General features: G+C 35.5%; 24 protein-coding genes and 1 other annotated feature. Of the genes, 22 read left to right on the forward strand and 2 right to left on the reverse strand.

What is annotated here, in order from left to right:
• Positions 1-559: 559 nt before the first annotated feature.
• Complete coding sequence (gene gltX, locus QWC74_RS04900) at positions 560-1,996, forward strand: glutamate--tRNA ligase (protein ID WP_006784406.1); 1,437 nt, start codon at positions 560-562, stop codon at positions 1,994-1,996.
• A gap of 21 nt (positions 1,997-2,017) precedes the next feature.
• Here gltX and QWC74_RS04905 read toward each other — a convergent pair whose 3' ends face one another.
• Positions 2,018-3,205 (reverse strand): MFS transporter, encoded by a 1,188-nt coding sequence (locus tag QWC74_RS04905; protein ID WP_006784407.1) that lies wholly within the window; start codon positions 3,203-3,205, stop codon positions 2,018-2,020.
• A 102-nt stretch (positions 3,206-3,307) separates the two neighbouring features.
• On the opposite strand from QWC74_RS04905, the gene QWC74_RS04910 reads away from it, so the two are divergent.
• On the forward strand, positions 3,308-3,790 hold the full coding sequence (locus QWC74_RS04910) for an NUDIX hydrolase (protein ID WP_006784408.1): 483 nt from the start codon (positions 3,308-3,310) through the stop codon (positions 3,788-3,790).
• Positions 3,791-3,828: 38 nt separating this feature from the next.
• On the forward strand, positions 3,829-3,963 hold the full coding sequence (locus QWC74_RS04915) for a hypothetical protein (RefSeq protein ID WP_006784409.1): 135 nt from the start codon (positions 3,829-3,831) through the stop codon (positions 3,961-3,963).
• Between the two features lie 25 nt (positions 3,964-3,988).
• Here QWC74_RS04915 and QWC74_RS04920 read toward each other — a convergent pair whose 3' ends face one another.
• Positions 3,989-4,363 carry a RidA family protein gene (locus tag QWC74_RS04920; protein WP_006784410.1) on the reverse strand — a complete coding sequence of 125 codons (375 nt, stop codon included), beginning with the start codon at positions 4,361-4,363 and terminating at the stop codon, positions 3,989-3,991.
• A 196-nt stretch (positions 4,364-4,559) separates the two neighbouring features.
• Here QWC74_RS04920 and ilvA point away from each other — a divergent pair, with 196 nt between their 5' ends.
• From ilvA to tuf, 19 genes are all read left to right on the forward strand, one after another.
• Entirely contained in the window at positions 4,560-5,774 is a 1,215-nt protein-coding gene (ilvA, locus tag QWC74_RS04925) for a threonine ammonia-lyase (protein ID WP_006784411.1), read from the forward strand.
• A 65-nt stretch (positions 5,775-5,839) separates the two neighbouring features.
• Complete coding sequence (gene cysS, locus QWC74_RS04930; protein WP_006784412.1) at positions 5,840-7,180, forward strand: cysteine--tRNA ligase; 1,341 nt, start codon at positions 5,840-5,842, stop codon at positions 7,178-7,180.
• Positions 7,181-7,377: 197 nt separating this feature from the next.
• Complete coding sequence (locus QWC74_RS04935; protein WP_229098574.1) at positions 7,378-7,800, forward strand: Mini-ribonuclease 3; 423 nt, start codon at positions 7,378-7,380, stop codon at positions 7,798-7,800.
• The gene (rlmB, locus tag QWC74_RS04940; RefSeq protein ID WP_006784414.1) at positions 7,800-8,630 is read left to right on the forward strand and encodes a 23S rRNA (guanosine(2251)-2'-O)-methyltransferase RlmB; all 831 of its coding nucleotides are present in this window, start codon (positions 7,800-7,802) and stop codon (positions 8,628-8,630) included. The genes QWC74_RS04935 and rlmB overlap by 1 nt, the downstream gene beginning before the upstream one ends.
• 21 nt (positions 8,631-8,651) lie before the next feature.
• On the forward strand, positions 8,652-9,254 hold the full coding sequence (locus tag QWC74_RS04945; protein ID WP_006784415.1) for a sigma-70 family RNA polymerase sigma factor: 603 nt from the start codon (positions 8,652-8,654) through the stop codon (positions 9,252-9,254).
• A 71-nt stretch (positions 9,255-9,325) separates the two neighbouring features.
• On the forward strand, positions 9,326-9,475 hold the full coding sequence (rpmG, locus tag QWC74_RS04950) for a 50S ribosomal protein L33 (protein WP_081448230.1): 150 nt from the start codon (positions 9,326-9,328) through the stop codon (positions 9,473-9,475).
• Between the two features lie 19 nt (positions 9,476-9,494).
• The gene (gene secE / locus QWC74_RS04955) at positions 9,495-9,674 is read left to right on the forward strand and encodes a preprotein translocase subunit SecE (protein WP_006784416.1); all 180 of its coding nucleotides are present in this window, start codon (positions 9,495-9,497) and stop codon (positions 9,672-9,674) included.
• Positions 9,675-9,686: 12 nt separating this feature from the next.
• Complete coding sequence (gene nusG / locus QWC74_RS04960) at positions 9,687-10,223, forward strand: transcription termination/antitermination protein NusG (protein ID WP_006784417.1); 537 nt, start codon at positions 9,687-9,689, stop codon at positions 10,221-10,223.
• 121 nt (positions 10,224-10,344) lie between these two features.
• On the forward strand, positions 10,345-10,770 hold the full coding sequence (gene rplK / locus QWC74_RS04965; protein WP_006784418.1) for a 50S ribosomal protein L11: 426 nt from the start codon (positions 10,345-10,347) through the stop codon (positions 10,768-10,770).
• An 80-nt stretch (positions 10,771-10,850) separates the two neighbouring features.
• A complete protein-coding gene (rplA, locus tag QWC74_RS04970; RefSeq protein WP_006784419.1) occupies positions 10,851-11,546 on the forward strand; it encodes a 50S ribosomal protein L1 in 696 nt (231 codons plus the stop codon).
• 11 nt (positions 11,547-11,557) lie between these two features.
• Positions 11,558-11,715, forward strand: a sequence feature (ribosomal protein L10 leader region).
• A gap of 25 nt (positions 11,716-11,740) precedes the next feature.
• Positions 11,741-12,304 carry a 50S ribosomal protein L10 gene (gene rplJ, locus QWC74_RS04975; protein WP_006784420.1) on the forward strand — a complete coding sequence of 188 codons (564 nt, stop codon included), beginning with the start codon at positions 11,741-11,743 and terminating at the stop codon, positions 12,302-12,304.
• A gap of 56 nt (positions 12,305-12,360) precedes the next feature.
• Complete coding sequence (gene rplL, locus QWC74_RS04980; protein WP_006784421.1) at positions 12,361-12,726, forward strand: 50S ribosomal protein L7/L12; 366 nt, start codon at positions 12,361-12,363, stop codon at positions 12,724-12,726.
• Positions 12,727-12,900: 174 nt separating this feature from the next.
• On the forward strand, positions 12,901-13,494 hold the full coding sequence (locus QWC74_RS04985; RefSeq protein WP_006784422.1) for a class I SAM-dependent methyltransferase: 594 nt from the start codon (positions 12,901-12,903) through the stop codon (positions 13,492-13,494).
• Positions 13,495-13,620: 126 nt separating this feature from the next.
• Positions 13,621-17,163, forward strand: a complete 3,543-nt coding sequence (gene rpoB, locus QWC74_RS04990) for a DNA-directed RNA polymerase subunit beta (RefSeq protein ID WP_262941873.1) — start codon at positions 13,621-13,623, stop codon at positions 17,161-17,163.
• An 18-nt stretch (positions 17,164-17,181) separates the two neighbouring features.
• The gene (gene rpoC, locus QWC74_RS04995) at positions 17,182-20,901 is read left to right on the forward strand and encodes a DNA-directed RNA polymerase subunit beta' (protein ID WP_370454869.1); all 3,720 of its coding nucleotides are present in this window, start codon (positions 17,182-17,184) and stop codon (positions 20,899-20,901) included.
• 200 nt (positions 20,902-21,101) lie between these two features.
• The gene (gene rpsL / locus QWC74_RS05000; RefSeq protein ID WP_006784425.1) at positions 21,102-21,524 is read left to right on the forward strand and encodes a 30S ribosomal protein S12; all 423 of its coding nucleotides are present in this window, start codon (positions 21,102-21,104) and stop codon (positions 21,522-21,524) included.
• Between the two features lie 39 nt (positions 21,525-21,563).
• Complete coding sequence (gene rpsG / locus QWC74_RS05005; RefSeq protein ID WP_006784426.1) at positions 21,564-22,034, forward strand: 30S ribosomal protein S7; 471 nt, start codon at positions 21,564-21,566, stop codon at positions 22,032-22,034.
• A gap of 81 nt (positions 22,035-22,115) precedes the next feature.
• A complete protein-coding gene (gene fusA, locus QWC74_RS05010) occupies positions 22,116-24,188 on the forward strand; it encodes an elongation factor G (protein ID WP_006784427.1) in 2,073 nt (690 codons plus the stop codon).
• A gap of 124 nt (positions 24,189-24,312) precedes the next feature.
• Complete coding sequence (gene tuf / locus QWC74_RS05015; protein WP_006784428.1) at positions 24,313-25,497, forward strand: elongation factor Tu; 1,185 nt, start codon at positions 24,313-24,315, stop codon at positions 25,495-25,497.
• Positions 25,498-25,540: the final 43 nt, after the last annotated feature.

A 25,540-nucleotide genomic window follows, 5' to 3' on the forward strand; every position in this document is an offset into this window, starting at 1 on the left:
TTATTACCATTAAATACGTTTACCAGTTGTCTGACTTAATTATATAATTCAGGATTTATAAAGCAAAAAGCACCTCGCTAATGAGGTGCTTTTTAGTTATCCACAGTTTTAATTTTAAAACGGAATCACTTCAGATCTCATATAATTCCTCTTTTCATTGTAGATATTGTTTTCATAGGTAACATTCCCTTCTCCTTTCACCTAATTAGATAAAATAATATTAAATGTTGTAATACATTTACCAAAAAGTGAATCTTTTTTTAGATTCATCGTTTTCGTAAAGATTTAATAACAAGCCAAACGATTGCAATTAGAACAATAGTCGATAGTATTTGTAACGTTAAATTAATCCAATCTGGCATTACATATATTTGCATCTCATCCCCTCCGGTAGATTCATCATATCATAAATCTATTCTTTAATGACTTAGAATCATGGTAAAATCAGTGTCTTGGGCGCAATTTTTTTTAATAATCTTTAATATTTTGTTTCAATCGTATATAATATGAAAAGAATAACAATAGTACAGTTATTATGTTTAAATAGGAGGCAATATTTATGACAGTTCGTGTTCGTTATGCACCAAGTCCAACAGGATTTTTACATATCGGAAATGCTCGTTCAGCATTATACAATTATTTATTTGCGAAACATTACGGTGGAGATTTTATTTTACGTATTGAAGATACTGACTTAGAGCGCAACGTTGAAGGTGGAGAAGAGTCTCAAATGAACTTTTTACGTTGGTTAGGAATTGAATGGGATGAGTCTGTTGATTGTGGTGGAGAATATGGCCCATACCGTCAATTAGAACGTTTAGATATTTATCGTCAATATGTAGAAGAATTAATCGAAAAAGGATTAGCTTATAAATGCTATTGTACAAGTGAAGAACTTGAGGCAGAACGCGAAGCTTTATCTACTCATGGTCATGATAATATCCATTATTCTCGTCGTTGTTTAAATGCAACAGAAGAAGAAAAGAAAGAATTAGAAGCACGTGGAGAATACGTGGTTCGTATTAAAGTTCCTGAAAATGAAGAATACACATTCAATGATATCGTTCGTGGAGAGGTTACTTTTAAATCAGAAGATTTTGGTGATTGGGTTATCATGAAAAGTAACGGAATCCCAACGTATAACTTTGCAGTAGTTGTGGATGATCACTTAATGAAAATTACTCATGTTTTCCGTGGTGAAGAGCATTTAACAAATACTCCAAAACAAATGATGGTTTATCGTGCTTTTGGATGGGATATTCCTCAATTTGGTCATATGACATTAATCGTTAACGAAAATGGTAAGAAATTATCAAAACGTGACAAAGATACAGTTCAATTCATTGAACAATATGCTAACATGGGATATTTACCAGAAGCATTATTTAACTTCATTGCATTATTAGGATGGTCTCCTGCAATTGAAGAAGAGATTTTATCGCATGAACAATTAATTGAATTATTTGATGAAAAACGTTTATCTAAATCACCATCTACATTCGATAAAAATAAATTATCATACATTAATAACCGCTACATCAAAGCATTAGAAGATGAAGAGTTATTAGAATTATGTATGCCTCACTTAGTTGAAGAGGGAATTTTAGAAGGAAAAACAACAGCATGGGCAATGGAATTAATCTCATTATTCCATGATCGCTTGTCATATGGTGCTGAGATTGTTGATTTATATGATGAATTCTTCTCAGAAGAATTAGAATTAGACGAAGAAGCACAAGCTTTCATTGCACAAGATGGTGTATCTGAAACGTTAAAAGCATTCAAAACAGAATTAGAAGCATTAGAAGATTTCAATGCTGAAGGAATCCAAGCCGCAATTAAAGCAGCTGGAAAAGCAGCGGGAGCAAAAGGTAAAATGTTATTCATGCCTTGCCGTATTGCAACAACTGGGCAAATGCACGGTCCAGATTTACCAAAAGCATTAGCTTTATTAGGTAAAGAAACAGTTGTTGGACGTATTGCAAAATTCATCTAATGAAATATTAAAACCTCAGAATTAATCTGAGGTTTTTTTTGATTTTAAGGCGAGTAAGATTAAAAGAAGATAGATAATAGTAATAAAAAAATAGAGGGTCCAAACTACACTATAATTGAAATAATCAACAATAAATCCTGTAATAACAGGACCTAATGCTCCACCGAGTGTGAAAATCATATTAATCACTCCTAGATACATGGCGTAATGTTCTTGTCCAAATAAAGCGCTTGTTCCATAGGTAGGGACTAAAGAGGGTAAACATAAACAAATACCAAACAGAGCGGCGAAAACAAAAAGGAGTGATGGAATGGTTCCTAAAAGTAAACAGACATAACCGATAAGAGCCATTGAGACTAATAGAATAATTGATTTAGTTAATTTTACTTTATCAAAAATATATCCTCCGATTAAACTCCACATTAATGCGAAAAGTGCTTGAGTTGAACCGACATTTGCATTAAACGGAAGTGGATGGCCTAGATAAATTAAATATGATTGAATATGCATCTTAGTTCCTGAAATACACATCCCGAGTAAGAAGAGACCGACTATAAATAAAATTAGCCGTGGACTCCACTGAATATCTTTATATGAAAATTTTTCTTTCTTTTTAGCTTTAATGGTTGTATCTGGTGGCATCCTCATAATGAAGAGTGCTAGCGGTAGACAAACTACAATAATGATAATGCCAAGAATAGCATAGGTGAAGGTGTATCCTTTACTGATCAGTAACCTTGAAACCACCTGCATCCATATAAAAGACCCTGTTCCCGCTCCTGCCGTTGAAATTCCTAATGCTAATCCTTTTTTATCCTTAAACCAGTGTGTTAGTGTTGTAGCAATCGGAATGGTAGTTAAACAGGTTAGCCCTATTCCGACAATAATGGCAATGCAATAGAACATCCAAATTTTTGTAGCGAGAGAATAACAGAAAAATCCACTGCCGGTTAAAATAGCTCCGATACTCATAATGAGTTTAAGTGGAAGTTTTGTTAGTAGTTTTCCGATAATTGGAGACATTAGTGAGGTCGTGATTGCACCTATCGTAAAAATGAATGAAAAGGATGAGAGTGAGAATCCTAAGTCTTTGGTGACGGGATCTAAAAATAATGTCGTAATATTATTAACAATACTAAATGCAACACCCATAATTAAAAAACATGATAGTAAAACAAGCCATTTATAAAATTCTAATTTCTTACTCATTTGTTCACACTCCAAATAAATCGTATAGTTTAGAATTTGATAAATAGACTAGGATTATGTATAAATATCGGGTATTGTATTTATTAGAAAAGGGGGATTAAAATGGATGTAACTTTTCAAACGGATGTTGGACGCTTTAACTACCATGTGGCTGGCGTATTAATTCATGAGAATCGGCTGCTTGTCATGACCGATGAACGCTCACCCTATTATTATTTACCAGGTGGGAGAGTGTCGATGAATGAGGAAAGTACTATGGCTATTAAACGAGAAATAAAAGAAGAATTGGACGTGGAGGTTGAAGCGACTCAATTACTATGGATCGTTGAAAATTTCTTCGTCGAGCAACAAAGCCAAGAACAATTTCATGAAATTGGAATGTACTACTTGCTTCAGTTAACAGAGGAAGACATTTTAAAAAGAGGTCAGGAGTTTATCATGAATGAAGGTGGATATAAAAAACTATCTTTCCTATGGCTACCTTTAGAAAAAATTAAACATCTAAATATTTATCCATTGTTTTTAAAAGAACGCATCATGAATTTACCACAGGTGCCAGAACATTTGGTTGAAATAAAAGAATAATGATTGGCATAGTATCTACTAAGAGGGGAGAGCTAAGTATGTTTGGACAGTTCTTAATTATCGTATCTGTTTTTGCTTTAATCATCTGGTTTTGGGTACTTGTTTTTAAACTATTAATTAGAGCAAATAAAGCTTTGCAAATTTATATTGATAATCAAACAAAAAATCTCTAGTTCAGCACTAGAGATTTTTTAGTTATTATTTAACTGCAATTGCTTCAATTTCGATTTTAGCATCGCGTGGTAAACGGGCTACTTGTACACAAGCTCGTGCTGGTTTGTGGGCTGAGAAGTATTCTCCGTATACCGCATTTACTGCAGAAAAATCATTCATATCAGCTAAGAAAATTCCACATTTTACGACATTTTCTAATGTATATCCCGCTTCAGTTAAAATAGCTTGAATATTTTTTAAACATTGGTGAGTTTGAGCTTCGATTTCATCAGATACAAACTCCATTGTTTGTGGGTCTAATGGGATTTGTCCTGAAATATAAAGTGTTCCATTTGCTTCAATAGCTTGAGAATAAGGTCCAATGGCTTTTGGAGCATTATCTGTTGCAATAATATTCATTAGTAGTTCCTCCTCATCAGTTTACGAGCATCCTTAAGAGTGTCCGTTTAAAATTAAGAATTTATTCATCATTTTTATTATACCATATCCATATAATGGTTTTAAGAGTTATGATGCATGAGTTTGTGTGATAGAATAAGACTATAAAATGAAGGAAAAAACGAAATAATGAATGCTGTAGCGGAGGGGACCTATCGTGAATACTGTAACGTTTGAAATGATAAAAGAAGCAGCACAAAACTTAAAAGGAGTTATTAAAGAAACAGATTTCTGTTTTGCAGAATCATTAAGTGAGCGTAGTGGAGCAGAAGTGTATTTAAAATTAGAAAATCTTCAGCAATCAGGATCATTTAAAATCCGAGGTGCTTATAATAAGATGCTTCATTTAAGTGATGAAGAAAAACAATGTGGTGTTGTTGCATCAAGTGCTGGGAATCACGCACAAGGTGTTGCAATTAGTGCAACGAAACTTGGCATCAAATCGACCATTGTCATGCCAAGGAGTGCACCGTTTGCTAAAATCTTTGCTACTCGCAATTATGGTGGTGAAGTGGTTTTAGAAGGAGAAATCTACGACGAGGCATATCAAAAAGCATTAGAAATTAAAGAAGCAACTGGAGCAACATTTGTTCACCCATTTAATGACCCTTACGTTATTGCAGGGCAAGGAACAATTGGTCTTGAAATGATTGAAGAACAACCAGATTTAGATGTCGTGTTAGTTCCAATCGGCGGAGGTGGAATTGCAGCAGGAATTGCAATGGCTATTAAAACATTAAATCCAAATACTAAAGTCATTGGAGTTCAAACAGAAAATGCCCCATCGATGTATCAATCAATTAAAGACGGGAAAATTGGCACAGTGAAGGTTACTAAATCGATTGCAGATGGAATTGCAGTCGCAACCCCAGGTGATGTTACGTTCCCATTAATTCAGCAATACGTTGATGAAGTTATCACAGTATCTGAAACTCAAATTTCGCAGGCTTTCTTATTATTGCTTGAAAACTGTAACTTGGTGTGTGAAGGTGCAGGAGCAGTTTGTGTTGCTGCAATTCTTTCAAATCAGCTAGACCTTAAAGGTAAGAAAGTCGGTGCCGTTCTGTCCGGAGGAAATATCGATACTAATCTTATTGAAAGTATTATTAATCATGCTATGATGTCTCTTGGACGTCGAACAAAAATTCAAGTTTCAATTGCAGATCGTCCTGGTGAGTTGAATGCTTTCTTAGATACAATCGCAGAGGAACTCGGTAATCTTATTATGATTCGACAAAATAGATATCGTGAAGGATTATCAATGTATCAATTAGGAGTGACGGTCGTTATTGAAACGTTAGACGCTGCTCATAAAGAACGCGTCATTCAAAAATTAATCGAATCAGGTTATGAGATTGAGTATACAAACTAGATAATTTTAGCGAAATATATTAAAATGAAAATAACATCAAGAAAAAGATAGGAGTTGGACTCACGATGCTAATTTATAATACGTATACGCGTGAGAAAGAAGAATTTAGACCGATTGAAGAAAACAAAGTGAGAATGTATATTTGTGGACCAACTGTTTACAACTATATTCATATCGGAAATGCACGTCCTGTTCTGTTTTTCGATTTAGTACATCGCTATTTTAAATATTTAGGATACGAAGTAGAATTTGTTTCAAACGTAACAGATGTTGATGATAAAATCATTAACCGTGCGATTGAAGAAGGTGTGACAGAAGCACAAATTTCTGAAAAATATTTAAACTACTTTTTAGAATGTAATAAAGCATTAAATGCTTTACCATTAACAGCAATGCCAAAAGTAACAGAAAGTATGGATTCAATGATTGAATTTATTAACCAATTAGTTGAGCGTGATTTTGCTTATGCAGTTGATGGAGACGTTTACTTCCGTATTGATAAAGTTCGTGAATACGGACAATTATCAGGTAAGAAAATCGATGAATTAGAAGTTGGAGCTCGTATTGCAGAAGACTCTAAAAAAGAAAATCCTTTAGACTTCGTTTTATGGAAAAAAACAGATAAAGGAATTACATGGGATTCACCTTGGGGTGCAGGGCGTCCTGGTTGGCATACAGAATGCGTTGTGATGATTAATAACCAATTCCATGGAAAAATTGATATCCATGGAGGTGGAACTGATTTACAATTCCCTCATCATGAAAATGAAATTGCTCAATCATTATGTATGTATGAACACAACATCGCAAACTATTGGATGCATGTTGGACGTTTAGGATTAAATAATGAGAAAATGAGTAAATCAATCGGAAATGTTATCAATGTTAAAGATTTAATTGAACAAATCGATGCTAATGCCTTCCGTTTATTTATGTTATCAGTTCATTATCGTCAACCAATTAACTACACTGAAGAAAACATCCAATTAGCAGTTAAAGAATGGCAAAAAGTAAAATCGACTTATGATCAATTACATTTAAAACTTGATTTAGCTGGTGCACTTGATGTAGAACCATCAGTAGTTCCTGAAATTGAAGCTCTAATGAACCAGTTTGTTGAAGCTTTAGAAGATGACTTCAATACCGCAAATGCTATTGCAAGTTTATATGGTGTGATTAAAGAAATTAATAAAATGGTTCGTGCGAAAGCATCAGATGAAGCAAACCGCTATGCTTTAATGACATTACAAAATATGACTTATATTTTCGGATTTGATTTAAACAAAAAACGTTTAACAGATGAAGAACGTGAATTAATGCAAGCTTGGGAAGAGGCAAGAAAAGCAAAAGACTTTGCTAAAGCAGATGAATTACGTGGAAAATTACAGGCTTTAAATGTTTTATAAAATAAGATATGATAAATTAGACTCCAAAATCAGTGGAGTCTTTTTTATTTTAAAAAATGAGTTTTAGGAAAACCATCTTAAAATTGAAACTTTTTTAGGGTAAAAAGTGATAGAATAGTGTCAAACTGAGGCGAATTCAAGAAAACAAGTCCGTTTTATTGCTTTTTCGTTAAAAGATAAAAAAGTAGTGTATAATAATGACGATATCAAAGAAGGCGCGTGAAATAATGGAAGCAAATCAGATGAATAGTACGATGCTGGCATTTGTCGGTGATTCATATTATGACTTAAAAATTCGAGAAATGTTATGCAAGAGTGGGGTTAATAAACCAAACAGACTTCACCAATTGGCAGTTAAATATGTATCAGCACATGCTCAAGCCACTACATTAGCATATTTAATTGAAATAGAATTTTTAACAGAGAAAGAATTAGAAGTAGTGAAAAAAGGACGTAACACGAAAAGTCGTTCCGTACCTAAAAACACAGATGTCTTAACATATGCTCATAGTACAGCATTCGAGGCTTTAATTGGATACTTATATTTAACAGAACAATTTGATCGTTTAGATGCAATTGTGAGCAAAAGTATTGAATATAAAAATGGAGTGACAAACTAATGGCGAAAAAAGAAGTTAAAAAAGACAAAAAACGTGAAGTAAAAAAAGATAGCCGTCGCGAAAACAAAAAAGAAAGTAAATACGAAGTCATTTATGGAAAAAATACAGTCAATGAAGTATTAGAATCAAAACGTAAAGTTTTTGAAGTGATTGTAGCAGACACAGTAGCAAAAGCGGAAAGAGGATTGATGGCGACAATCGAGAAAAAACAAATTCCTTGCAAAGTGTTACCTCGTCAAAAATTCGAACAATTAGCAAAGGATAAATATGATGCACGTGGAAATCATCAAGGTGTATTAGCACTTGTTGAACCTTATGCTTATATGCCATTACCTGATTTAATTGCAAAGGCAACTCAAAAGGAAGAACCAGCTTTCATCATCATTCTAGATGGATTAGAAGATCCACATAACTTAGGTGCAATCTTACGTACTGCTGATGCAGCGGGAGTGGATGGAATTGTTATTCGAAAAGATCGTTCAGTTGGATTAACAAGTACAGTAGCTAAGTTATCAACGGGAGCAATCGAACATATTCCAGTTGCATGTGTTGCAAACTTAACGGTTGCTATTAATCAATTAAAAGAAGCGGGACTCTGGATTGCTGGGACAGATGCAAGTGAAGCTCAAGACTATCGTACTTTAGATGCTACATTACCATTAGGTCTTGTAATTGGTAGCGAGGGAAAAGGAATGAGTCGATTAGTTCGTGAAGCTTGTGATTTTAAAGTTTACTTACCAATGCGTGGACATGTTACTTCATTAAATGCATCAGTTGCAGCAGCTTTATTGATGTATGAAATTTATAACAAGCGCAATCCTATAAAATAATAACTATACTGGAGGTATAATGTGACGGTAGAATATAACGATTATGAGTTAGTGTATTTAGTACGTGAGCAAAACGAAGAGGCGCTTCACATCATCATAGAAAAATACTCACCTTTGATCGGAAAAATTGCATCTTCTTATTATGGAATTGGATATGACTATCAAGATTTTTTTCAAGAAGGCCGTATGGCATTTATAAAAGCAATCTATTCTTTTGATGAAAATTCAAACTACAGTTTTTATTCCTATGCAATGACTTGTGTAAGAAATGCGATTACGACAAGCTACCGAAGATTAAAACGAACATCTGGTCTTGACCAACTAACGGATTATGATGAGCATCCGTTAGTTTCCACATTAGAAACTCCAGGATATTATCACTATGATAGTGAATATACGTATTTAAACGAAAAGTTAATTATTGAAATGGCAATGAATAGTGATAAAATATTGTCGCCATTTGAGAAACAATGTTTGAAATACTTCTTATTAGGTCATAATTATAATGAGATTGCTATAATATTAAACCTGTCCCCTAAGAAAATTGATAATGCTTTAAGCCGGTGTAAAAGTAAATTAAAGAATTTAAATAAAATGAATTCCTCTATTGGTGAAAGTTTCTAGCTTTATTGACAATGAAGCTTCTTTTTGATAGAGTAGATTAAGTTAAGATATAAAAAGTTGTGAGGGATAAAATGCGTACAAAAGTAATATTAGCTTGTGATGAATGCCTAAGTCGCAACTATTCAACAGTTAAGAATAAACAAACACACAGCGAGCGTCTTGTAGTTAAAAAATTCTGCAAACGCTGTGGAAAACATACAATGCATAAGGAAACAAAATAATCTACTAGGGGGCAGTTTAATGAATCAAGTTAAAGGGTTTTTTAAAGGTGTATCTGCAGAATTAAAGAAGATTACTTGGCCAACTGAAAAAGAGATGAAAAGTTATACTTTTCAAGTACTAGTATTCGTCGCATTACTAACAGTATTCTTCTTTGTAGTTGACTTAGTAATTTCCCAAGTAATGAATTTACTAGGGTAGGAGGTCATGATAGTGGAAAAACGTTGGTATGTTGTACAAACGTATGCTGGATACGAAAATAAAGTTATGACTAACTTATTAAAACGTATCGAGACAATGAATATGCAAGAAAAAATCTTCCGTGTATTAATTCCGGAAGAAAAAGAAGTAAAAATTAAAGATGGTGTTCGCAAAGAAAAAATGCGCAAAACTTTCCCAGGTTATGTATTAGTTGAAATGATTGATACAGATGATTCTTGGTATATGGTTCGTAATACTCCAGGAGTAACTGGATTCTTAGGATCAAGTGGAAAAGGAACTCGCCCAGTACCATTACCAACGGAAGAAGTTGTGCCGATTCTTAAGAAAATGGGAATTACAAGTGTGGAAGTATCGCTTGATATTCAAGTTGGTCAACGTGTATTAGTAGCAGCTGGACCATTTTCTGGACAAGTTGGAACAATTGAGTCAATTGACCAAGAACATAGCAAAGTCAGCGTATTGGTTGACCTATTCGGACGTGAAACTCCAGTAGAATTAGATTTTAATCAAATTTGTGAAGTTGAATAAAAAAAATGTTGCCTAAAGTAAAAAAAGGTGATAAACTATCGTAGTTGATATGAGACTCATATCAAGTGGGAGGGTAAAAAACCCAAATAACCACATCACGGACTTAGAGGAGGTGTGTCGCGTGGCAAAAGCAGTAAAAAGTATTGTAAAATTACAAATTCCTGCAGGAAAAGCAAATCCAGCTCCACCAGTAGGTCCAGCATTAGGGCAAGCAGGTGCGAACATTCAAGGATTCTGTCAAGAATTTAATGAGCGTACACGTGAACAAATGGGAAGTATTATTCCAGTAGTAATCACAGTTTATGAAGATCGTTCATTTACATTCATTACAAAAACTCCACCAGCATCAGACTTATTAAAGAAAGCTGCTGGAATCACAAGTGGTTCAGCTCAACCTCATAAGGTAAAAGTTGCTACTTTAACAAAAGATCAAATTCGCACAATTGCTGAGACTAAAATGTCTGACTTAAATGCGAATACAGTGGAAGCTGCAATGCGTATTATTGAAGGTTCTGCAAGACAAATGGGAATCGTTGTAGAAGACTAATCTACATGTTTTAGGTTGTAGATTACAACCTAAATCTGTGGGAGGAGATTCCGTTAACCACAATTTAGGAGGTATTTAGAATGGCTAAAAAAGGTAAAAAATTCATCGAAGCCAAAAAACTAGTTGATTCTACTACATTATATGCTGTAGAAGAAGCTGTAGAATTAGTTAAAAAAACTAATGTTGCTAAATTCGATGCAACTGTAGATGTAGCATTCCGTTTAGGAGTTGACCCACGTAAAGCGGATCAACAAATTCGTGGAGCTATGGTATTACCTCACGGAACTGGTAAAGTTCGCTCAGTATTAGTATTCGCTAAAGGTGAAAAAGCTAAAGAAGCTGAAGCAGCTGGAGCAGATTTCGTAGGAGATAGCGATATGATCAACAAAATCCAACAAGGTTGGATGGAGTTTGATGTAGTAGTAGCTACACCAGATATGATGGCTGAAGTAGGTAAATTAGGACGCGTTTTAGGACCACGTGGTTTAATGCCAAACCCTAAAACTGGAACTGTAACTATGGACGTTACTAAAGCAATCAATGAAATCAAAGCTGGTAAAGTAGAATACCGCGTTGATAAAGCTGGAAATATCCACGTTCCAATTGGTAAAGTTTCATTTGAAAACGAAAAATTAGTTGGAAACTTCAAAGCAATCTATGATACAATCTTAAAAGCTAAACCATCTGCAGCTAAAGGAACTTATGTTAAGAATGTTGCTATTTCTTCAACAATGGGACCTGGTATCAAAGTTGCATCTGAATCATTAGAAAAATAATTTTTCTCATTGATAATCGAATAGAATTACCGTAGACAGTAGGGGCTTATGCTTAATCATCCTACCGAGGTTTTGGATATATATAATTTATTTATTTTCATGCCTTAGTTATGCCCTTCTGTCCACGAACTTAATAGATTGTGGGCTCAAGGGCTTTTCTACGGACGTATAATTAAACTTAGGAGGTGTGAATAATGAGCGCTACTGCAATTGAAATGAAATCACAATTAGTTGCTGAGTATGCAGGTCAATTCAAAGAATCAGCTTCTTTAGTTGTTGTTGATTACCGTGGGTTAACTGTATCTGAAGTTACTGAATTACGTAAACAATTACGTGCTGAAGGTGTTGAATTCAAAGTATTAAAAAACAATATCTCTCGTCGTGCTGTAACTGAAGCTGGATTCGAAGGTTTATCTGAAGCATTCGTTGGTCCAACTGCTGTTGCTTACTCAAAAGAAGACGTTGTTGCACCTGCACGCGTATTATACAACTTCTCGAAAGAACACCAAGCTTTAGAATTAAAAGCTGGTTTAATCGAAGGTTCTGTTGCTACGTTAGAGCAAGTTATGGAATTAGCTAAGTTACCAAACCGCGAAGGTTTATTATCTATGTTACTTTCTGTATTACAAGCTCCAATGCGCAATATGGCATGTGTTGTTAAAGCTGTTTCTGAACAAAAAGAAGCTGGTGTTGAGGCACCTGTAGCTGAGGCTGCTGCTGAAACAACTGAAGTGGCTGAAGAGGCTACTGCTGAATAATTTTAAATAAAAATTAATTCAACAGGTATACCCTGAATTTGAAGGAGGAAAATAAAATGGCAAAATTAACTGCTGCTGAAATGATCGAAGCGATCAAAGAAATGTCAGTTTTAGAATTAAACGAATTAGTTAAAGCTATCGAAGAAGAATTTGGTGTAACTGCTGCTGCTCCTGTAGCAATGGTTGGTGGAGCTGTAGAAGCTGCTGGACCTTCTGAAGTAGACGTAATCTTAACAAACGCTGGAGCTAAAAAAATCGGTGTTATCAAAGTAGTTCGTGAAATCACTGGATTAGGATTAAAAGAAGCTAAAGAATTAGTTGACGGAACTCCTGCAAAAATCAAAGAAAAAGTTTCTCCAGAAGAAGCTGAAGAATTAAAAGCTAAATTAGAAGAAGCTGGAGCTGTTGTTGAAGTTAAATAATTAACTTTAAACGCTAGTTTTGCTTAAATATAATAAAAACCTGAGTGAAAATTCGCTCAGGTTTTTATTTCATAAAAGTATATTGTAATAATTTGACTCAACATGGCAATAATAGAGCATGTAAAAATGTTCATATTCTCTAATTTTTAGGTAAAATCAAAAGGGGTTGTGATCATGCATTATTATACAAACAATGTTAATGCTCGATCTGATGAAAAATTCTTTGACTATGTTTTAAAAGGTCATAAATTAAGATTTACAACAGATGTTGGAGTTTTTTCAAAAGGAGACGTTGACTTTGGTTCTAGACTTTTAGTGGAAACATTTGCTGAGCCTGAGATAAGCGGAAATATTTTAGATGTTGGCTGTGGTTATGGACCTATCGGTTTGAGTTTAGCTAAAAGTTATCCAAATAGAAATGTTCATATGGTTGATGTAAACCAAAGAGCATTAGAATTAGCTAAAAAAAATGCGATGAATAACGGTGTTGAAAATGTGATGATTTATGAAAGTCATTGCTATGAGGGTGTGGATGACAGATTTGCTGCTATTTTATCTAATCCCCCAATCAGGGCAGGTAAAAAAGTTGTTCATGCAATAATTGAAGAAGCTAAGGAATATTTGGTTGAGAATGGTGAACTGTGGATTGTCATTCAAAAAAAGCAAGGCGCTCCATCCGCTAAAGAAAAGATGGAACAAGTGTACGGAAATTGTGAAATGGTTGATAGAGATAAAGGGTATTTTATCTTAAAATCTATTAATTGTTGACACTATTGAAAAAATTTGATATTATTATAAAATGCCTAATACTGCTTGTATTTTACATGTGCTAAGTCTAATACATTAGGTGTTGAATTAATAAAACAACAAAAGTTTACATAAACAAACAAAGAGGTGAAACGCGTGGCAGGGAAAATTGTTCAATATGGTAAAAAGAGACAACGTCGTAATTACTCAAGAATTAATGTTGCACTCGAACTCCCTAACTTAATTGAAATTCAAACTGCTTCTTATCAGTGGTTCCTTGATCAAGGTATTCGTGAAATGTTTAAAGACATTTCTCCAATTGAAGATAACAATGGTAATCTAGCGCTTGAATTCGTAGATTATAACTTAGGTGAACCGAAATATACTGTTTTAGAAGCAAAAGAACGCGATGCTAACTATGCTGCCCCTTTACGTGTCAAAGTTCGTTTACATATTAAAGACGAAGAGACACAGGCAATTAAAGAAGTGAAGGAAAGCGAAGTATACATGGGGGACTTCCCTTTGATGACTCCAACAGGAACATTTGTTATCAATGGTTCTGAACGTGTAATCGTATCACAATTAGTTCGTTCATCAGGTGTTTATTATAATAAAGAAACTGATAAAAAGAGCGGTAAAGAAAAATATGCTGCACAAGTAATCCCTAATCGTGGTGCATGGTTAGAGTATGAACTTGATGCAAAAGATATCGTTTATGTTCGTGTCGATAGAACACGTAAAATTCCAATTACAGTATTATTACGTGCTTTAGGACTTTCAACAAAAGAACAAATTATTGAAATGTTTGGTGAAAATGCATATATTCTAAATACTTTAGAAAAAGATCAAACAGTAAATTCAGATGAAGCTTTAATGGAAATCTTCCAAAAACTTCGTCAAGGGGAACATGCGACAATTGATGGTGCGCGCACTTTATTTGTTTCGCGTTTCTTTGATCCTAAACGCTACGACTTAGCTCATGTTGGACGTTATAAATTTAATAAAAAATTAAGTGCACAAGAGCGCTTATTAAATCAAAAATTAGCTAGTGATATCTTTGACTCTGAAACTGGTGAGGTTTTAGTTGAAGAAGGTACAGTGATTACTCGTCGTATTTTTGAAGATGTATTAGCTGATAAAATTGATCGTTTAAATATTAAAAAAGTAGAATTAGTTAATCCTTTAGAAGAACGCGAAACTTACGTACAAGAATTCGAAGTTTACTCTCCACGAGTAAATGAAGGAGATCAAGTTGTAAGAATTATCGGAAATGTTGAAGATGAATGTAAGCATATCACAACTTCAGATATCTTCGCTTCAATTAGCTACTTCTTCAACTTATTAGACTCAGTTGGATACTTAGATGATATCGATCATTTAGGAAATCGCCGTTTACGTCTAGTAGGTGAATTATTACAAAACCAATTCCGTATCGGTTTATCACGTATGGAACGTGTTGTAAAAGAAAGAATGTCTATTCAAGAAACTGAAGGAATTACACCTTCAAGTTTAATTAATATTCGTCCAGTTACTGCAGCTATTAAAGAATTCTTCGGTAGTTCACAGTTATCACAGTTCATGGATCAAACTAACCCATTATCAGAGTTAACGCATAAACGTCGTTTATCTGCGTTAGGACCTGGAGGGTTAACACGTGAACGTGCTGGTATGGAAGTACGTGACGTTCACTACTCTCACTATGGTCGTATGTGTCCAATCGAGACACCAGAGGGACCAAACATCGGATTAATTAACTCATTATCATCATATGCAAAAGTTAATAAGTTTGGATTCATTGAAACCCCATATCGTAAGGTGGTTCCAGTTATTGATGAAGAAACTAAACAACCAAAAATGCATGTTACAGATGAAATTCGTTATTTAACTGCTGATGAGGAAGATCGTTATGTAGTTGCTCAAGCTGGTTTAGATTTAGATGAAAAAGGAAACTTACCAGAGAAAGTTATCGTTCGTCATCGTGGTGAAAACTTAATCGTTCCAGCTGAACGTGTAGACTTCGTAGACGTATCTCCAAAACAGATTGTATCAGTTGCCACAGCTTGTATTCCATTCTTAGAGCACGATGATGCCAACCGTGCATTAATGGGAGCGAACATGCAACGTCAGGCTATTCCATTATTAATTCCTGAAGCTCCATTCGTAGGTACAGGTATGGAATATGTTGCGGCGAAAGACTCAGGTCAAGCAGTAGTAGCATATAACAGTGGGACTGTTGAATATGTAGATTCAAAAGTTATTAAATTACGCCGTGATGCTGATGGCCAAATTGATAAATATCCGTTAATTAAGTTTGTTCGTTCAAACTCAAGTACAGTATTAAATCAACGCCCAATTGTAAAATTAGGTGATCATATTAATGCTGGAGAAGTATTAGCAGATAGTTCATCGATGGAAAGCGGAGAATTAGCTTTAGGACGTAACGTAGTCGTAGCATTCATGACATGGAATGGTTATAACTACGAGGATGCTATCATCATGAGTGAACGTTTAGTTAAAGATGATGTTTATACTTCAATTCATATCGAAGAATACGAATTAGAAGCTCGTGATACAAAGTTAGGTCCAGAGGAAATTACTCGTGACATCCCAGGTGTTGGAGAAGATGCTCTTAAAAACTTAGATGATCGTGGAATTATTCGAATCGGTGCTGAAGTTAAGGAAGATGATATTTTAGTTGGTAAAGTTACGGCTAAAGGTCAAACAGAATTAACTGCTGAAGAGCGTCTATTACATGCAATCTTCGGTGAAAAAGCACGTGAGGTTCGCGATACTTCATTACGTGTACCACATGGTGGAGATGGAATTGTCCATGATGTTAAATATTTCTCTCGTCGTAATGGAGATGATTTATCACCGGGTGTTAATGAAGTTATCCGTATTTATATCGTACAAAAACGTAAAATTTCTGAGGGAGATAAAATGGCGGGACGCCATGGTAATAAAGGGGTTATCTCTAAAATCTTACCTCAAGAAGATATGCCATATATGCCAGATGGAACACCAGTGGATATCATGTTAAATCCATTAGGGGTACCATCACGTATGAATATCGGTCAGATCTTAGAAATTCACTTAGGAATGGCTGCTAAAAAGTTAGGAATTCATGTTGCAACGCCAGTATTCGATGGTGTTAAAACTGAAGATTTAGAAGCAATCATTGCTGAGGCTGGAATGGATAAAGATGCTAAAACTGTACTATACGATGGACGTACAGGTGAAAAATTTGATAATCGAATTTCAGTTGGGGTAATGTACATGATCAAACTTGCTCACATGGTTGATGATAAATTACATGCCCGTTCAATTGGACCTTACTCATTAGTAACTCAACAGCCACTTGGAGGTAAAGCTCAATTCGGTGGACAACGTTTCGGAGAGATGGAGGTATGGGCGCTAGAAGCATACGGTGCTGCATACACATTACAAGAAATTTTAACTGTTAAGTCAGATGATATTACTGGACGTGTTAAAACTTACGAAGCTATCGTTCGTGGTGAAAATGTTCCAGAACCAGGTATCCCTGAATCATTCAGAGTATTAGTAAAAGAATTACAGTCATTAGGATTGGATGTTAAAATTTTATCGAACGAAAAAGATGAAATTGAAATCCGCGATTTGGAGAACGTAAAAACGCATCAAATCGTTGTTCCAGAAAGTGTTGAAGAATAATTTAGACGCAAGGAGGGAATGACCTTGGTAGATGTTAACAAATTTCAGTATATGAAAATCGGTTTAGCTTCTTCTGATATAATTCGCAAATGGTCTTATGGTGAAGTGAAAAAATCAGAGACAATTAACTATCGTACACTAAAACCTGAAAAAGATGGTTTGTTCTGTGAGCGTATCTTCGGTCCAACAAAGGATTGTGAGTGTGCTTGTGGAAAATATAAACGTATACGTCATGAAGGTATTGTTTGTGATCGTTGCGGAGTTGAAGTAACAGTAGCAAAAGTTCGTCGCGAGCGTATGGGACACATTGAGCTTGCGGCTCCTGTTGCTCATATTTGGTATGTAAAAGGTATTCCAAGTCGTATGGGACTATTATTAAATATGTCACCACGCGAACTTGAAGAAGTTATTTACTTTGTAAATTATGTTGTAATTGATTCAGGTAAAACTGATTTAGTTAAACAAAAAGTATTAACTGAAAAAGAATACCGTGAAGCATATGAAAAGTGGGGAAATGCATTCCAAGTTGGTATGGGTGCTGAAGCCATTAAAAAATTATTAGAGGCTATTGATTTAGATAAATTAGCGAAAGAATTACGTGCAGAATTAAAAATTGCACAAGGACAAAAACGTGGTAAAATTATCAAACGTTTAGATGTCGTTGAGTCATTTAGAAATTCTGGAAACAAACCAGAATGGATGATTTTAGATGTTTTACCGGTAATTCCACCTGAATTACGTCCAATGGTTCAATTAGATGGTGGTCGTTTCGCGACATCAGATTTAAATGATTTATATCGTCGTGTAATCAACCGTAATAACCGTTTAATTCGTTATTTAGAAATTGGTGCTCCTAACATTATCATTAATAATGAAAAACGTATGATCCAAGAAGCAGTTGATGCTTTAGTGGATAATGGTCGTCGTGGTCGTCCAGTTACAGGACCAGGTAATCGTCCATTAAAATCATTATCTCATATGCTAAAAGGTAAACAAGGACGTTTCCGTCAAAACTTATTAGGTAAACGTGTTGACTACTCTGGACGTTCCGTAATCGTTGTAGGACCAGACTTAAAGATGTATCAATGTGGATTACCAAAAGAAATGGCACTTGAATTATTCAAACCATTCGTAATGAAAGAATTAGTTGAACGTGATTTAGCTCAAAATATTAAAAGTGCTAAAAAAATGATTGAGCGTATGGATGATGCTTTATGGGATGTTGTAGAAGATGTAATTCGTGAACACCCAGTATTGTTAAACCGTGCCCCAACATTACACCGTTTAGGTATTCAGGCATTCGAACCTAAAATTGTTGAAGGACGCGCAATCCGTCTTCACCCTCTTGTAACGACAGCATTCAATGCCGATTTCGATGGTGACCAGATGGCGGTTCACGTTCCTTTATCACAAGAAGCACAAGCAGAAGCCCGTTTGTTAATGTTAGCTGCTAATAATATCTTAAACCCGAAAGATGGGAAACCAGTTGTTACACCATCTCAGGATATGGTATTAGGAAACTATTATTTAACGATGGAAGAAGAAGGTGCTATCGGTGAAGGAAACATCTATAAAGATACAAATGAATTAATGATGGCATATGCAAATGGATATGTAACATTACATTCACGTATTGCATTAGATGCACGCACTTTAAATAATATGACATTTACTGAAGAACAAAATAATAAGTATATTGTTACAACTTTAGGAAAAGTTATTTTCAATGGTATTTTACCTAAAACATTCCCGTTCTTAAATGAACCAACAATGTCAAACTTACAAACAGTTACGCCAGCTAAGTACTTTGTTGATAAAGGGACAAATATTAAAGAATATTTAAAAGATGTTAAGGTTGTATCTCCATTTAAGAAAAAATTCTTAGGAGATATTATCTCAGAAGTCTTCCGAATCTATAAAACAACTGAAACATCAAGAATGTTAGACCGCTTAAAAGATTTAGGATTCAAGTATTCGACAATTGCTGGAATTTCTGTAGGGGTTGCTGACGTAGTCGTATCTTCTAAGAAGAAAGATTTATTAGCAGAAGGTGACAAAAAAGTTGCTGAAATTCATGAATTCTATAATCGTGGGTTATTAACAGACGATGAACGTTATCGTTTAGTTATTGATGTTTGGGCAAAAGTAAAAGATGAAATTCAACATGTATTAATGAATGAGTTACCAGCAGATAACCACATCTACATGATGAGTGATTCTGGAGCCCGTGGTAACGCATCGAACTTTACACAGTTAGCCGGTATGCGTGGATTAATGGCCAACCCATCTGGTAAAACAATCGAGTTACCGATCAAATCTTCATTCCGTGAAGGTTTAACAGTAACTGAGTTCTTCATCTCTACCCATGGTGCGCGTAAAGGATTAGCCGATACAGCCTTAAAAACAGCCGATTCAGGTTATTTAACTCGTCGTTTAGTTGACGTAGCACAAGATGTTATTGTACGTGAAGACGATTGTGGTACAGATAAAGGACAATATATTACAGAAATTAAACAACGTGGACAAGCAGTTGAGACTTTATTTGATCGTATTGTTGGACGTTATACTGCAAAACCTGTATATCATCCAGAAACAGGTGCTTTAATCATGGATCGTAATGAATATATTTCAGATGATTTAGCTAAAGTTATTGTTGAATCAGGTATTGAAGGAATCGATATTCGTACAATTTATTCATGTAATGCAACAAAAGGTGTATGTAAAAAATGTTACGGACGTAACTTAGCAACTGGTAAAGAAGTAGAAGTTGGGGAAGCTGTAGGTATTATGGCAGCTCAGTCTATCGGTGAACCAGGTACACAGTTAACGATGCGTACATTCCATACAGGTGGGGTTGCCGGTGCCGATATTACACAAGGTTTACCTCGTATTCAAGAGTTATTTGAAGCACGTAATCCAAAAGGACGTGCAATTATTGCAGAGATTGATGGAACTATTACAACAATCAAAGCAAATACTAAAAACCGTTATGAAATTACATTAACGAATAAATTAGAAAGCCGTAACTATTTATTACCATACGGTGTTCAACCTTTAGTTTCTGAAGGTGATGATGTCTTTGCTGGGGATATGTTAACAGAAGGTTCAATTGATCCTAAAGAGTTATTACGTGTTAAAGACGTTGAGGCAGTACAAGCCTATATTTTAAAAGAGGTACAAAATGTATACCGTGCTCAAGGGGTAGAATTATCTGACAAACATATCGAGATCATGGTTCATCAAATGATGAAAAAAGTTAAGGTAATTGATGGTGGAGATACTGATATCTTACCAGGATCTTTAATTGATGTTACACACTATACACGTGTGAATGGTGAAGCAATTGCTCGCGGTAAACGTCCAGCAGTTGGTATTCCAACAATTTTAGGTATCACCAAAGCATCTCTTGAAACTGAATCATTCTTATCTGCTGCATCATTCCAGGAAACAACTCGTGTGTTAACAGATGCTGCTATCAAAGGTAAGGTTGATGAGTTAGTAGGATTAAAAGAAAATGTTATCATCGGTAAGTTAATTCCTGCTGGAACGGGAGTTTTAAGAGAAGATTATATTCAACCTGTACATAAAAATGTAGAGGATGAAGATGATGATATCTTAGCATTTGACTTAGAAGATATATCGTTAAAATCACCTGCTAGTTTAATTGAAGAAGATTTAGATGATTTAGTTGAATTAGATTTTGATGAAACTGATTTTATTGATGCGGAAGAAGAATAAAATAAATAATTCTGGTTTATAATAACTCAGGAAAATTTAAAAAACAGCGTCGAACTGTTGACATCAGTTAAAAAAAATGTTAGATTAATAAAGGCTTTTAAAAAAATAAAGTGAGTTTTGCTTTGATAGCAAAGCTTACTTTTTCTAACTAAAATGAACCACCTGGATAAGTGGACTAAGTTTATGAGAGGAGGACTAATATGCCAACTATTAACCAATTAGTTCGTAAAGGACGTACAAGTAAAGAAACTAAATCTAAATCTCGTCATTTAAATGTAGGGTACAATAGTTTAAAGAAAGAACAAACTAACTTATACTCTCCACAAAAACGTGGGGTATGTACACGTGTTGCTACTATGACACCTAAAAAACCTAACTCGGCGTTACGTAAATATGCCCGTGTTCGTTTAACAAATGGTTTAGAGGTAACTGCATACATTCCTGGTATTGGACACAAATTACAAGAGCACAGCGTTGTTTTAATTCGCGGTGGACGTGTAAAAGACTTACCTGGGGTACGTTATCATATCGTTCGTGGTACTTTAGATGCTACGGGTGTAGATGGACGTATGCAATCACGTTCTAAATACGGAACAAAAAAACCAAAAGCAGCTAAAAAATAATAAGACTTTTTTTGGATAAACTGGAAGGGAGGCTAAATTATGCCACGTAAAGGACATGTAGCGAAACGTGATGTTTTGCCAGATCCAATTTATAATTCTAAATTAGTATCTCGTTTAATTAACAACATCATGCAAGATGGTAAAAAAGGTACTGCACAAACAATTTTATATAACGCATTTGATATCATCGCTGAGAAAACAGGTCGTGAACCAATGGAAGTATTCGAAGAAGCAATCGAAAACATCATGCCTGTATTAGAGGTAAAAGCACGCCGTATCGGTGGAGCTAACTACCAAGTACCAGTTGAGGTTCGTCCAGAGCGCCGAATCACTTTAGGGTTACGTTGGTTAGTACAATACTCTCGCTCTCGCGGAGAAAAAACTATGGAACAACGTTTAGCTAACGAAATTATCGATGCAGCTAACAATACTGGAGCTTCTGTTAAAAAACGTGAGGATACTCACAAAATGGCTGAAGCAAATAAAGCATTCGCTCACTACCGTTGGTAAGATAACCAATAAATTTTTAGGATTACTGGGTTTTCCAGTAATCCTAAAAGTGTAATATTAACTATGAGAGGAGTAACGAACATGGCAAGAGAATTCTCTTTAGAACATACTCGTAATATCGGTATCATGGCACACATCGATGCTGGTAAAACGACAACTACAGAACGTATCTTATACTACACTGGACGTATTCATAAAATTGGAGAAACTCACGATGGTGCTTCTCAAATGGACTGGATGGCTCAAGAACAAGAACGTGGGATTACAATCACTTCAGCTGCAACAACAGCTGCTTGGAATGGTCACCGTGTAAATATTATCGATACACCAGGTCACGTAGACTTCACAGTAGAAGTTGAACGTTCATTACGTGTATTAGATGGAGCTGTAGCTGTATTAGATGCACAGTCAGGGGTTGAGCCTCAAACTGAAACAGTTTGGCGCCAAGCAACTACTTACGGAGTTCCACGTGTTGTATTCGTTAATAAAATGGATAAAACAGGTGCAGATTTCTTATACTCTGTAAAAACTTTACACGATCGTTTAGGAGCTAATGCTCTTCCAATTCAATTACCAATCGGTGCTGAAGATAACTTCGAAGGTATCATTGACTTAGTTGAAATGAAACAATATATGTACACTAATGATTTAGGTACAGATATCCAAGTTGGAGAAATCGATGCTGCTCACTTAGAAGATGCTGAAATGTATCGTGATCAATTAATTGAAGCTGTTTCTAACTTAGATGAAGAATTAATGATGAAATACTTAGAAGGTGAAGAAATTTCAATCGAAGAATTAAAAGCTGCGATTCGTCGTGCTACAATCAACGTTGAATTATTCCCTGTATTATGTGGTTCAGCATTCAAAAATAAAGGTGTTCAGTTAATGTTAGACGCTGTAATTGACTACTTACCAGCTCCAACTGATATTCCTTCAATTAAAGGAACATTAGAAGATGGTACAGAAGTTGAGCGTCATGCTGCTGATGAAGAACCATTTGCGGCTTTAGCATTCAAAGTTATGACTGACCCATTCGTAGGGAAATTAACATTCTTCCGCGTATATTCAGGAGTATTATCTTCAGGAACTTATGTATTAAACTCAACAAAAGGTAAACGTGAACGTGTTGGACGTTTATTACAAATGCATGCCAACAGCCGTAACGAAATTACTGAATGCTGTGCAGGAGATATCGCTGCTGCAGTAGGTTTAAAAGATACTACAACTGGAGATACTTTATGTGATCCAGATAACGTGGTTATCCTTGAATCTATGGTGTTCCCAGAACCAGTAATCTCTTTATCTGTTGAACCAAAATCAAAAGCTGACCAAGATAAAATGGGTATCGCTTTACAAAAACTTGCTGAAGAGGATCCAACTTTCCGCACTCATACTCATGAGGAAACTGGAGAAACTATCATTGCAGGTATGGGTGAGTTACACTTAGACATTATCGTTGACCGTATGCGTCGTGAATTCAAAGTTGAATGTAACGTAGGTGCTCCTCAAGTTGCTTACCGTGAAACATTCACTCAAGCTGCTGAAGTTGAAGGGAAATTCGTGCGTCAGTCAGGTGGACGTGGACAATACGGACACGTATGGATTAAATTCGAACCACAAGAAGCTGGTGCAGGTTACGAATTCAAAGATGCAGTTGTTGGTGGGGTTGTACCTCGTGAATACATCGGTTCAGTTGACGCTGGATTAAAAGATGCTTTACAAACTGGTCAATTATCTGGATTCCCAGTAGTTGATATTAAAGCAACTTTATTCGATGGATCATACCATGATGTCGATTCAAGTGAAATGGCATACAAAATTGCTGCATCTATGGCATTAAAAAATGCTTATGAAAAATGTAAACCAGTTCTTTTAGAGCCAGTTATGAAAGTTGAAGTTGTTATCCCAGATGAGTACTTAGGAGACGTAATGGGTGATATTACTTCACGTCGTGGACGTTTAGATGGTATGGAAGCACGCGGAAACGCTCAAGTAATTCGCGCATTCGTTCCATTATCAGAAATGTTCGGATATGCAACAGCATTACGTTCTAATACACAAGGACGTGGTAACTACTCAATGGAAATGGATCATTATGAACAAGTTCCAAAATCAATCGCTGATGAAGTCATCAAAAAACATAGAGGATAATCTAAGTTAATTGATGTTATTCATATAACAACCTCTAATAAGAATTTCTTGCATTCTTATTAGGGGTATTGTAAAATAAAAATTGTTAAATACAAAAAATGTATTACAAAGGAGGATATTAGCAATGGCTAAAGCTAAATTCGAACGTACTAAACCGCATGTTAACATCGGTACAATCGGTCACGTTGACCACGGTAAAACTACATTAACAGCTGCTATCACAACTGTATTATCTAAATCAGGTAAAGCAGAAGCTCGCGCTTACGATCAAATCGATGGTGCTCCAGAAGAGCGTGAACGTGGAATCACTATCTCAACTGCACACGTTGAGTATGAAACAGATGCACGTCACTACGCACACGTTGACTGCCCAGGACATGCTGACTACGTTAAAAACATGATCACTGGTGCTGCTCAAATGGACGGTGGTATCTTAGTAGTATCTGCTGCTGACGGACCAATGCCTCAAACTCGTGAGCACATCTTATTATCTCGCCAAGTTGGTGTACCTCGTTTAGTTGTTTTCTTAAACAAATGTGACATGGTAGACGATGAAGAATTATTAGAATTAGTTGAAATGGAAGTTCGTGACTTATTATCTGAGTACGATTTCCCAGGTGACGAAGTTCCAGTAATCCACGGTTCTGCTTTATTAGCATTACAAGGACAACCTGAATGGGAAGCTAAAATCAACGAATTAATGGCTGCTGTAGATGAGTACATCCCAACTCCAGCTCGTCAAACTGACTTACCATTCTTAATGCCAGTAGAGGACGTATTCTCAATCACTGGACGTGGTACAGTTGCTACAGGACGTGTTGAACGTGGTGTAGTTAAAGTTGGTGACGTTGTTGAAATCATCGGTTACCATGATACAAAATCAACTACTGTAACAGGTGTTGAAATGTTCCGTAAATTATTAGACCAAGCTGAAGCTGGAGATAACATCGGAGCTTTATTACGTGGTGTTTCTCGTGAAGAAATTCAACGTGGACAAGTATTAGCTAAACCAGGATCAGTAAAACCTCATACAAAATTCACTTCTGAGGTTTACGTATTATCTAAAGAAGAAGGTGGACGTCATACTCCATTCTTCGGAAACTACCGTCCTCAATTCTACTTCCGTACAACTGACGTAACTGGAGTTATCCAATTACCAGAAGGTGTAGAAATGGTTATGCCAGGTGACAACGTAGCAATGACTGTAGAATTAATCGCTCCTATCGCTGTTGAAAAAGGAACTAAATTCTCAATCCGCGAAGGTGGACGTACAGTTGGTGCTGGTTCAGTAGTAGATATCTTAGAATAGTCTATACTTTGAATCTTATAGTCCTAGAGTTAATCTCTAGGAC

It is taken from the genome of uncultured Turicibacter sp. (genome assembly GCF_938044715.1).
Lineage (GTDB): Bacteria > Bacillota_I > Bacilli_A > MOL361 > Turicibacteraceae > Turicibacter > Turicibacter sanguinis.

Coding starts and splice junctions, on each gene's coding strand:
- rplL (WP_006784421.1), top strand. CDS start 12,361: ATGGCAAAATTAACTGCTGCTGAAATGATCGAAGCGATCAAAGAAATG.
- gltX (WP_006784406.1), top strand. CDS start 560: ATGACAGTTCGTGTTCGTTATGCACCAAGTCCAACAGGATTTTTACAT.
- rplA (WP_006784419.1), top strand. CDS start 10,851: ATGGCTAAAAAAGGTAAAAAATTCATCGAAGCCAAAAAACTAGTTGAT.
- rpoC (WP_370454869.1), top strand. CDS start 17,182: ATGACCTTGGTAGATGTTAACAAATTTCAGTATATGAAAATCGGTTTA.
- QWC74_RS04915 (WP_006784409.1), top strand. CDS start 3,829: ATGTTTGGACAGTTCTTAATTATCGTATCTGTTTTTGCTTTAATCATC.
- rpsL (WP_006784425.1), top strand. CDS start 21,102: ATGCCAACTATTAACCAATTAGTTCGTAAAGGACGTACAAGTAAAGAA.
- QWC74_RS04910 (WP_006784408.1), top strand. CDS start 3,308: ATGGATGTAACTTTTCAAACGGATGTTGGACGCTTTAACTACCATGTG.
- fusA (WP_006784427.1), top strand. CDS start 22,116: ATGGCAAGAGAATTCTCTTTAGAACATACTCGTAATATCGGTATCATG.
- cysS (WP_006784412.1), top strand. CDS start 5,840: ATGCTAATTTATAATACGTATACGCGTGAGAAAGAAGAATTTAGACCG.
- secE (WP_006784416.1), top strand. CDS start 9,495: ATGAATCAAGTTAAAGGGTTTTTTAAAGGTGTATCTGCAGAATTAAAG.
- rplJ (WP_006784420.1), top strand. CDS start 11,741: ATGAGCGCTACTGCAATTGAAATGAAATCACAATTAGTTGCTGAGTAT.
- QWC74_RS04985 (WP_006784422.1), top strand. CDS start 12,901: ATGCATTATTATACAAACAATGTTAATGCTCGATCTGATGAAAAATTC.
- rpsG (WP_006784426.1), top strand. CDS start 21,564: ATGCCACGTAAAGGACATGTAGCGAAACGTGATGTTTTGCCAGATCCA.
- tuf (WP_006784428.1), top strand. CDS start 24,313: ATGGCTAAAGCTAAATTCGAACGTACTAAACCGCATGTTAACATCGGT.
- QWC74_RS04920 (WP_006784410.1), bottom strand. CDS start 4,363: ATGAATATTATTGCAACAGATAATGCTCCAAAAGCCATTGGACCTTAT.
- rlmB (WP_006784414.1), top strand. CDS start 7,800: ATGGCGAAAAAAGAAGTTAAAAAAGACAAAAAACGTGAAGTAAAAAAA.
- rpmG (WP_081448230.1), top strand. CDS start 9,326: ATGCGTACAAAAGTAATATTAGCTTGTGATGAATGCCTAAGTCGCAAC.
- QWC74_RS04935 (WP_229098574.1), top strand. CDS start 7,378: ATGACGATATCAAAGAAGGCGCGTGAAATAATGGAAGCAAATCAGATG.
- QWC74_RS04905 (WP_006784407.1), bottom strand. CDS start 3,205: ATGAGTAAGAAATTAGAATTTTATAAATGGCTTGTTTTACTATCATGT.